Origin of the sequence: Nocardioides sp. NPDC006273, assembly GCF_040613495.1 — a bacterium.
Taxonomy (GTDB): Bacteria; Actinomycetota; Actinomycetes; order Propionibacteriales; family Nocardioidaceae; genus Nocardioides.
This window is the reverse complement of record NZ_JBEXSD010000103.1, coordinates 1-9,257: the sequence shown is the minus strand read 5'-3', so window position 1 is coordinate 9,257 and position 9,257 is coordinate 1. Positions and strand designations below refer to the sequence as shown.

Below are 9,257 nucleotides of genomic sequence, written 5' to 3'. Positions count from 1 at the left end.
ACCGGCACGGTCTTCGTCCGCACCGACGCCGGCGCGGACGTCGCCGGGACCGCACGGTCGATCCGCGACACCGGCGCCGAGGTGAGCACGGCCGGGGAGTGGGTCGACGGGGTCGCCGCCGAGGCCCGGGCGACGAACACGATCGTCTTGTGGGTGATGCTCGGCCCGGCCGGGGTCTACGCCGCGATCGCGGCCGTCAACGCCGTCCTGATCGGGATGAGCCAGCGCCGCCGCCAGACGGCCACCGCCCGGCTGCTCGGTGCCACGCCCCGCCAGGTGCGCCGGACCGCCCTCTGGGAGACGGTGTTCACCGGTGCCGGCGCGCTGCTGGTCGGGGGCGCGATCACCGCCTTCACCGGCTGGCTGGTGCGGCAGGCGGTCGTACGCGACGTGCCCGACGCGCCGCTGACCTTCCCCTGGGAGGCGCTGTCCGGGATCACGGCGGCCTGCCTGGTCGTGCTGCTCGCAGCCGCCGTCGCCGGGGCGTACACCCTGCGGGGCGCAGAGACATCAGAGTGAGTTAGTAGTCTTTGCCGAGTGACGGAGATGGACGGCGTACTCACCCAGGACGGGATCGGCGAGGGCGACGGGCTGGAACGGCTGTGGACGCCCTACCGGATGGCCTACATCCGCGGGGAGAACAAGCCCAGCGATCCCTCCTCGACGAAGTGCCCGTTCTGCCGGGTGCCCACGCTCGAGGACGCCGACGGCCTGGTCGTCCACCGCGGCGAGACCTGCTTCGTGGTGCTCAACCTCTACCCGTACGCCCCGGGCCACATGATGGTGTGCCCCTACCGCCACGTCGCCGGCTACGTCGAGACCACCGACGAGGAGGCCGCCGAGATGGCGGTGCTGACCAAGCAGGCCGTACGCACCCTCGCCGGTGTCTCGCAGGCCGAGGGCTTCAACATCGGCATGAACCAGGGCACCGCCGGCGGCGCCGGCATCGCCGCCCACCTGCATCAGCACATCGTGCCCCGCTGGGTCGGCGACCAGAACTTCATGCCGATCATCGGTCGCACCAGGACCCTGCCGCAGCTGCTGACCGACACCCGCGACCTGCTCGCGCGGGCTTGGGGTTAGTCGGCGGTCCAGCTCGCCCGATGACGCCCGGGTCAGTGTGCGTCCGAGGAGGCAATGACAACGATGGTGCCGTGGACGTCGCAGGTGGCGGCAAGGGTGTTGTAGACGGTGCCGTAGCCTTCCAGGTTGCGTTGCAGCAGGTCGAGCCGCCGTTGAGGTTCACTGGTGACCAGCCGCAGCTGGTAGACGAACTCGGTGAACTTCGGCGGTGCATCCTGGCGGCGGGCGGTGACCTGCACCTCGGCGCGCTCGTACTGGAACGACAGCAGGTCGTTGGCGCGCGCGAGGTTTTTCAGCAGGCACGCCGCCAGCGCCGCGGCGAGCAGATGTGCTGGACCTGGTAGCTCCGATGGTGCCGCACCCCAGCTGGCGTCCAGGGTGACGGTTTCGCTGGCGGTGTGAACATGAGCGGGTCCACCTGCAGTCGAGCGGCCCGCGACCGTGTAGGTCATCGGGGCGGCGGACGAAGGTGTGCTTGTGTCGGTTTCCATGACCCGAGCGTCGTCTCGTCGCCTGGTTGTGGACAGGGCACGACGTCCCGCAAGCGAGGGCCCCGTGGCCCGTCTTGCACCCTGCGTCCGCGACGCCCGCAGCGATCCTGGTGGCCGCCCAGGTCCAGCGGAGAGTGACCTCAGACGATCGCCCAGGCCACGACGGCGGCCGCGAACCCGACGATCGAGAGCACGGTCTCCAGCACCGTCCAGGTCGCGAGCGTCTGCTTCACCGTGAGGTTGAAGTAGCGCGAGACGATCCAGAAGCCGCCGTCGTTGACGTGGCTGAGGATGATCGAGCCGGCGGCGATCGCCACGGCGATCACGGCGAGCTCAGGCTGCGAGTAGCCGGTGCCGAGGGTCGGAGCGATGATGCCGCCGGTGGTCACGATCGCCACGGTCGCCGAGCCCTGGGCGATCCGGAGCGCGCAGGAGATGACGTAGGCCAGCAGCAGGATCGGCAGGCCGGCGTCGGAGAGCACCTCGGCCAGGGCGGCGCCCACGCCGGTCGCGGAGATCACGGTGCCGAAGAAGGCGCCGGCCCCGACGACGAGCAGGATCATGCCGACCGGGCGCAGCGAGGCGCCGGTGAACTCCGAGATCTCCTCGAGGCTCATCCCGCGCCGGGTGCCGAGCAGCCAGAAGGCGAGGAGCACGGCGATGGTGAGCGCGACCGCCGGGTTGCCGAGGAACGTGAGCAGGCTGAGCAGGCGGCCCGGGTCGAGCAGCATCGTTCCGAACGTCGCGCCGAGGATCAGGATCAGCGGCACGGCGATGATCGTGAGCACGAGGGCGAGCGAGACCGGGGTCTTGGGCGTGGGGTCCTTCTCGGCCTCGGTCTCGGCGGCCAGGAACTCCGCGGGCACCGAGACCTGTACGCGCGGGGCGATCCACATCGGGAAGAGGATCCCGGCCGCGGCGAACGCGGGCAGGCCGCAGAGCAGTCCCATGATGATCAGCCAGCCGAGGTCGACGCCGAGGAGGCCACCCAGGGCGGTGGGCCCGGGGTGGGGCGGCAGGAAGGCGTGCGTCATCGAGAGGCCGGCGAGGACCGGGAGGGCGTAGAGGACGAGCGACCGGCCGCCACGGTGCGCGGCGACGTAGACCAGCGGTGCGAGCACGAAGATGCCGATGTCGAAGAAGACCGGGATGCCGAAGATGAGCCCGACCAGGCCCATCGCGATCGGGGTGCCGCGCTCACCGAAGAGACCGATCAGCTTCGAGGCGAGCACGTCGGCGCCGCCGGAGCGCTCGAGCAGCGACCCGAGCACGGTGCCGAGGCCGATGATGAGCGCGATGTGGCCCAGCACCCCTCCGAAGCCGGTCTCGATGAGCGACTCCTTCGAGGAGAGGGCGGTGCCCACCATCTGCTCGACGGAGAGGCCGGCGACGACGGCCAGACCGATGCCGCTGATGAAGAGCGCGATGAACGGCTCGAGCTTCACCTTGATGATCAAGAAGAGGAGTACGGCGATCGCCGCTGCGCAGAGCAGCAGCAGGCCGGTGGTGCTTGTCTGGAGCCAATGCATGGCTGGTTCTCCCTGGGGTCGGGGTGGGGGACGGGTCGGGGGACGGACTCAGCGCAGGGCTGCGCGGAACCGGGCGGCGTTGGTGGTGATCTGGTCCCACCGCGCCTCGTCGACGTCGGCAGGCTTGACCACCGACGTCCCGGCAGTCACGGCGAGGGCACCGGCCTGCAGGAACTCCGCGGCGTTGTCGGCATCGACTCCGCCCGAAGGGATCAGGGCGACCTCGGGGAACGGGCCCCGCAGGTCGGAGAGGTGCCGCGGGCCGAGAGCACGCGCCGGGAAGATCTTCACGGCGTCGGCGCCCAGCGAGGTCGCGGCGAGGACCTCGGTCGGGGTGAGGGCGCCGAGGATGACAGCCGCACCCGCGGCGTGACCGGCGGCGACGATCTCGGCCGCCTCCGCCGGCAGTCCGGGCGTCACCAGGAACCAGGCACCGGCCGCGACGGCGTCGTTGGCCTGGTCGGCGCTCAGCACGGTCCCGGCACCGATGACGAGGTCGTCGTCGGCCTCGGCGCTGAGCTGCGCCAGGAGGTCGGTGAGACCCGGCGTCGTATAGGTCAGCTCGACGGTGCGGATTCCCCCGGCGGCCAGTGCGCGGCAGAGCGCGACGGGGTCGTCGAGACGGTTGGCGCGCACGACCACCATGGCCTTGTCGGCGCGGAGCGTGTCGATCACCAGGTTCGTCATCGGACTGTTCATCGGGCTCGGGTCCCTTCGTCGGTGTGGCGCAGCGCCCGTCCGGGCAGTGCGCCGGTGCGGTGGCCGTCCTCGATGACGGCGGTGCCGTTGACCAGGACCCAGTCGATGCCTCGCGCCTGCTGTCGCGGCTCCTCGAACGTGGCGGTGTCCTGGACGGTGTCGGGGTCGAGGAGCACCAGGTCGGCGGCGTACCCCTCGCGGACGAGGCCGCGCTCATGGAGCCGTAGCCGGGAGGCCGGGCGGCCGGTCAGGTGATGGACGCAGTCGACGAGGTCGAGCACGCCGAGCTCGCGGACGTATCGGGCCAGGTAGCGGGGGAAGGTGCCCCACGCGCGTGGATGCGGGCGCTCGCCGACGAGGATCGCGTCGCTGCCGCCGCAGTGGGTGCGGTGCCGCATGATCGTCTGCACGTTCTCCTCGTGGCCGACGTGCTGGAGGATGGTCGTGGCCATCCGGTCGCGGACGAGCAGGTCGAAGAAGACCTCGGTGGCCGCTTGGCCGGACTCCTCGGCGATCTCGGCGACGGTGCGGCCGACATGGCGGGACAGCTCGGGGTTGCGTACGCCGCTGATCTGGATCGTGCGCCAGTCGGTCACGCAGCCGTGACAGCCGTCGGTGCCGACGTGGTCGAGCTCGTAGGCGATCCGGGCGCGGTCGCCGGGGTCGGCGATCCGTGCCAGTAGGGCGTCCGGGCCGCCGGATGTCGACCAGCTGGGCAGCACGGCGCTGAGCGTGGTGGCGCCAGGGAGGTAGGGGTAGGTGTCGAGCGTGATGTCGACGCCGTCGGCGAGGCCGGTGTCGATGAGCTCGATCAGCTCACCAGCTCGCCCGCGGTTCGGCTCGAAGTTCATGGTCGCGTGGGTGAGGTGGAGGGCGCACCCGGAGGCTCGGGCGACGGCGATCATCTCGGCGTACGCCTCCAGTGCACCGGCGCCGTAGGAGCGGTGGTGAGGGCTGTAGTAGCCGCCGGCCTCGGCGACGACCCGGCACAGCGTGGCCAGCTCCTCGTCGTCGGCGAACATGCTCGGCGGGTAGGTCAGGCCGCTGCTCATCCCCACGGCGCCCTCCTCGAGCCCGACCCGGAGCAGCCGGGCCATCTCGGTGATCTCGGCGGCGGTCGCGGGCCGGTCGTCCGGCCCGACGACCATCAGTCGCAGCGTCCCCTGCGGAACGAGGTACGCCGCGTTGCACGCGACCCCTCGGTCGAGCCGGTCCAGGTAGCCGGCGACGGTGTCCCAGTCGAAGTCGAAGTCGTCCGGTTCGCCGTTCCAGCCGGCGATCTGCCGGCGCAGGTGCGCGCGGGTGGCGGGGTCGGCGGGCGCGAAGGAGAGCCCGTCCTGCCCGACGACCTCGAGCGTGACTCCCTGGCTCACCTTGGCGGTGTGGTCGGGCGCGACCAGGATCTGCAGGTCCGAGTGGGCGTGCATGTCGATGAAGCCCGGGGTCAGCGCCCGTCCGGCGGCGTCGACGGTGCGCCGCGCGGCCGGCGGCGGGGCATCGGTGTGGATGCCCGTGATCCGCCCGGCGTCGATGCTGACGTGGGCGTGGAAGGCCGGCGCGCCGGTGCCGTCGATGACGGTCGCGTCGCGGATGAGCAGGTCGGTCATGGTGGCTCCTGGCTGGTCTCAGAACCAGGTCCGGACGAGGTCGACGACGACTGGGTCGTCGGCGTCGGCGTCGTCGAGGACCGGGATGAGGCTCCACTTGTCGAATGCTGTGCACGGGTGCGAGAGGCCGAGACGGAGCTCGTCGCCGATCACGACGGGCGCCTCGGTGGCGGGGTCCCAGCGGAGGAAGCCGTGCTGGTCGTTGAGCGCCGTCACGGTGGCGCCGGTGATCGGCACCGGTGGGGCGCCGGGCGTGCGGGCGCGCGCGAGCTGGACCTCGGGAAGACCCTCGTCGAAGGGCAGGTCGCGCTTGCCCGCGTCGAAGAGCGCGAGTCCGGGCTCGGGCTGGGAGGAGACCCGCACCCAACCGTGGAGGGCGCTGCGGAGGCCGGGCCCGGTGGTGCGCGGGGCGCTGCCGAGGGGAGAGATGCCGCGGTAGAAGCCGTCGTCGTGGGTGATGTAAGCGCCGCTGCGGAGCACCACGCGGGCCTCGTCGCCTGCCACGAGCGGGGCGAGCCCGTCGGCGACCTGCTCGAAGTAGGCGCTTCCGCCGGCGCTCACCACAGGCGTCCGGCCGGCGGGCAGCAGGCCGGAGATCCGCCGGTGCAGCGAGACCAGGCTGTCGACGTAGGTGTGGACGACCTGGAGGGCGGCCTCGTCGGTGGTGTGCGCCAGGGCGCCCTCGTAGCCGGTGACGCCGGCGAGCTCCAGATGCGGCGAGGCCGCGACGGCCTCGGCGACGGCCACAGCGGTCGGCTCGTCCCGGGCGCCGGTGCGACCACCGGCCGCGCCGCGCTCGACGAGCACGGCGAGCGGGCGGCGCGGGCCCACCTCGGCGGTATGGGCGGCGAGCGCCGCGTGCATCAGGGCCACCGTCCGCGGTGAGTCGGCCCACACCATCACCTCCAGCCCGGCGTCCTCGGTGATCCGGTCGGAGATCCAGCGCAGCGTGAGCGGGGAGAGGATCGCGTTGGCCACGATCACCCGGGAGACGCCGAAGGCGCGGGCCACAGCGAGTTGGGGGAGGTTGGCCACGGTGATCGCCCACGCGCCGGCAGCCAGCTGCTCGGCCCACAGCTGCGGAGCCATGGTGGTCTTCCCGTGCGGTGCCAGTGCGATCCCGCGCTCGGCGCACCAGGCCGCCAGCACGTCGCGGTTGTGGGTCATCGCGACCCGGGAGAGCGAGAGGACGGGCGTGGGCAGCTCCGAGAGCGGCGGCGCGGCCTCGAGCACCTCGGCGACGGTGTTCCCCCATAACGAGGGCGGGATCGCCTTGTGGCGCCAGTCGACCCGCTCCTCACGCAGCGTCGCGACGGCCGCTGCGTCGATGTGGGCTGCCGGGTGATCCATGGCCCGTCCTTCCTTCGTTGCATATTGTGCAATCATGATTGCGTAATCTGATTCGTTAGTTGTAGCATCGGTCACACCGGCCGTCAACGGTCGACCCAGAACCAACAGGGAGGAGCCCCATTCGTGGGCAGCAACGGAGACGTGCGAGCGGTCTGCCTCGGGGAGGCGATGGTCGTGCTGCGCCCGGAGGGCGACCAGCCGCTCGCCGAGGCGCAGACGTTGAGCCGCTCTGTCGGTGGCGCCGAGGCGAACGTCGCCAGAGGGCTGGCCGCCCTGGGCGTGCGCACCGCCTGGGTGTCCCGGCTCGGCGAGGACCCGTTCGGTGACGTCGTGACCGACGACCTGACCACCCGCGGTGTGGAGGTCGAGGCCCAGCGTGACCCGGATCGGCCGACGGGTCTCTACGTGAAGGAGCCCGCGCCCGGCGGCAGCCGCATGCACTACTACCGCGCCGGCTCCGCGGCGGCGGCGATGGACGCCGACCTGCTCGACCGGCCCGGCGTGGCGGCGGCGCTGGCCTCGGCCGAGGTCGTGCACACCTCCGGCATCACCGTCGGGATCCTCGAGGAAGGGTCGGCCCTGGTCGTGCGCCTGCTGGAGCTGCGCGAGGAGCTGGGATTCCGGCTCAGTGTCGACCTGAACTGGCGACCGGCGCTGTGGACCGAGCGCAGCACCACGCCGCTCCTCCACCTGCTCCGCGCGGCCGACATCGTCCTGCTCGGCGCCGACGAGGCTCGGGCGGCCCTCGGTGTGTGCACCCCGGAGGAGCTCCGCGAGCTTCTGGGGGAGCGCCCGCGCCTGGTGATCAAGGCCGACTCCCACGCGGCCGCGGAGCACGATCCGGATGGGAGCGCGGCGCAGGTCCCCGCTCTTCAGGTCGAGGTCGTCGAGCCGGTCGGCGCGGGGGACGGGTTCGCGGCGGGCTACCTCGCCGCGCTCGTCGATGGCGTCGGCGCGGTCGGCAGGCTGCGACAGGGTCATCTGGTCGCCGCGGGCGTGCTGGCCGCGACCGGCGACCACGCGACTCCGCCGGCCGCCGGCGTGCGTGCCCGGCTGCTCGACTGTTCCGAGGACGACTGGGCCGCGACCCGGGTCAGTGCCACCGGCATCGACTCTCCGGCGCTGACGGCCTGTGAGGAGCCCCGATGAGTCAGAGCCTCTCCCGCGCGCTTCAGATCCTCATCGAGCTCGGTGAGGGCGAGCGATCCCTCGACCAGGTGGCGGCGAGCCTCGAGGTCCACAAGACCACCGCCATGCGGCTCCTGCACACCTTGGAGGCCGACCGGTTCGTACGCCGCGACGACCACCAGCGCTACCACCTCGGCTCCCGGCTGTTCGCGCTCGGCACGATGGCCCTGGCCCAGCACGCGATCCGCGACGTGGCCCAGCCGCATCTGGCCCGGCTCGCGGCCGAGACCGGTGGCCAGGCCGTCCACCTCGCTGCGTACGAGAACGGCGCGGCCATCTACCTGGCCAAGGTGGAGAGCACCCACTCCGTCCGGATGTACTCCCGAGTCGGCCTGCCCGCCGCGCTGCACGCGACCGCGGTCGGGAAGGTGCTCGTCGCGGACCTGCCGCCGGGTGAGCGCGACGCCGTGATCGCGGGCATCGACTTCCGCCCGTTCACCAGCCGCACCATCGCCGACGCGGCGGGCTACCGAGACGTGCTCGCCCGGACCCGCGAGCAGGGCTGGGCCGAGGACGCCGCCGAGCACGAGGACTTCATCAACTGCGTCGGGGCGCCCGTACGCGACGAGGCCGGGCGGGTCATCGCCGCGGTCTCCGTCTCCGTGCCCGACGTCATCCTGCCCCGCGAGGGGGTGCGCGCCCTGGTGCCGCAGCTCCTCGCCGCAACTGACGCGATCTCCGCCGACTGGGCCGGCCGGAGCTCATGAGAACACCACGAGAGGAAACCCGACCCATGTCCGACATCCGCATCTCCACCGACCAGGCCCCGGCTCCGGCGCACACCTTCTCCCAGGGCGTCGTCCGTGGCGGCCTGATCCAGGTCTCGGGTCAGGGTCCCGTCGACCCCGCCACCAACGAGTACCTCTTCCCCGGCGACGTGAAGGCCCAGACGGTGCGCACCCTCCAGAACGTGGAGGCGATCCTGGCCGCCGCCGGCGCGGGCTTCGAGGACGTGCTGATGCTCCGGGTCTACCTGACGACCCGCGACGACTTCGCCGCGATGAACGACGCCTACGGTGAGTTCATCGGCTCACGGGTCCCCGATGGCGGCATCCTGCCGTGTCGTACGACCGTGATGACCGGCCTGCCGCGCGAGGAGATGCTCGTCGAGATCGACGCGCTGGCGGTCGCCCGCTAGATGATTGATGCGCGGTCTGACCGGCCGCTTCGCACTCGGCATCCGCGCTCGCGGCGTTGCCGCCCCTCGAAAGACGCCCGGTATTCCTTCGAGGCGAGGTCTGAACGAAGTGGCCTTTGCGAGCGCGGCGCCGAGCGCGAATCGGCTCGCCCAGCCCTTGCATCAATCATCT

The 9,257-nt window shown here is 71.8% G+C and carries 10 protein-coding genes; 5 read left to right on the top strand and 5 right to left on the bottom strand.

All coding sequences use genetic code 11. From position 1 onward, the window contains the following. Positions 1–519 (top strand): FtsX-like permease family protein (locus ABZZ22_RS26215; RefSeq protein WP_354938222.1); only part of this gene is annotated, 519 nt, incomplete at its 5' end. Between the two features lie 27 nt (positions 520–546). Next, complete coding sequence (locus ABZZ22_RS26210; protein WP_354938224.1) at positions 547–1,083, top strand: HIT domain-containing protein; 537 nt, start codon at positions 547–549, stop codon at positions 1,081–1,083. A gap of 32 nt (positions 1,084–1,115) precedes the next feature. Here ABZZ22_RS26210 and ABZZ22_RS26205 read toward each other — a convergent pair whose 3' ends face one another. The 5 genes from ABZZ22_RS26205 to ABZZ22_RS26185 all read right to left on the bottom strand — a co-directional run bounded on the left by ABZZ22_RS26205 (position 1,116) and on the right by ABZZ22_RS26185 (position 6,759). Continuing rightward, positions 1,116–1,574 (bottom strand): OsmC family protein, encoded by a 459-nt coding sequence (locus tag ABZZ22_RS26205; RefSeq protein WP_354938220.1) that lies wholly within the window; start codon positions 1,572–1,574, stop codon positions 1,116–1,118. A 140-nt stretch (positions 1,575–1,714) separates the two neighbouring features. Continuing rightward, positions 1,715–3,103 (bottom strand): gluconate:H+ symporter, encoded by a 1,389-nt coding sequence (locus ABZZ22_RS26200; RefSeq protein ID WP_354938217.1) that lies wholly within the window; start codon positions 3,101–3,103, stop codon positions 1,715–1,717. A 48-nt stretch (positions 3,104–3,151) separates the two neighbouring features. After that, positions 3,152–3,790 carry a bifunctional 4-hydroxy-2-oxoglutarate aldolase/2-dehydro-3-deoxy-phosphogluconate aldolase gene (locus tag ABZZ22_RS26195; protein ID WP_354938214.1) on the bottom strand — a complete coding sequence of 213 codons (639 nt, stop codon included), beginning with the start codon at positions 3,788–3,790 and terminating at the stop codon, positions 3,152–3,154. A gap of 8 nt (positions 3,791–3,798) precedes the next feature. Next, on the bottom strand, positions 3,799–5,409 hold the full coding sequence (locus ABZZ22_RS26190) for a D-aminoacylase (RefSeq protein WP_354938211.1): 1,611 nt from the start codon (positions 5,407–5,409) through the stop codon (positions 3,799–3,801). Between the two features lie 18 nt (positions 5,410–5,427). Beyond that, on the bottom strand, positions 5,428–6,759 hold the full coding sequence (locus tag ABZZ22_RS26185; protein WP_354938208.1) for an amino acid deaminase: 1,332 nt from the start codon (positions 6,757–6,759) through the stop codon (positions 5,428–5,430). Between the two features lie 123 nt (positions 6,760–6,882). Between ABZZ22_RS26185 and ABZZ22_RS26180 the strand changes: the two genes are divergently transcribed. Genes ABZZ22_RS26180 through ABZZ22_RS26170 form a run of 3 tightly spaced genes read left to right on the top strand, consistent with a single transcriptional unit; the run spans position 6,883 to position 9,085 of the window. Next, positions 6,883–7,908 carry a sugar kinase gene (locus ABZZ22_RS26180; RefSeq protein WP_354938205.1) on the top strand — a complete coding sequence of 342 codons (1,026 nt, stop codon included), beginning with the start codon at positions 6,883–6,885 and terminating at the stop codon, positions 7,906–7,908. Then, positions 7,905–8,654 carry an IclR family transcriptional regulator gene (locus ABZZ22_RS26175; RefSeq protein ID WP_354938202.1) on the top strand — a complete coding sequence of 250 codons (750 nt, stop codon included), beginning with the start codon at positions 7,905–7,907 and terminating at the stop codon, positions 8,652–8,654. The genes ABZZ22_RS26180 and ABZZ22_RS26175 overlap by 4 nt, the downstream gene beginning before the upstream one ends. 26 nt (positions 8,655–8,680) lie before the next feature. After that, positions 8,681–9,085, top strand: a complete 405-nt coding sequence (locus tag ABZZ22_RS26170; protein WP_354938199.1) for a RidA family protein — start codon at positions 8,681–8,683, stop codon at positions 9,083–9,085. Positions 9,086–9,257 lie beyond the last annotated feature (172 nt).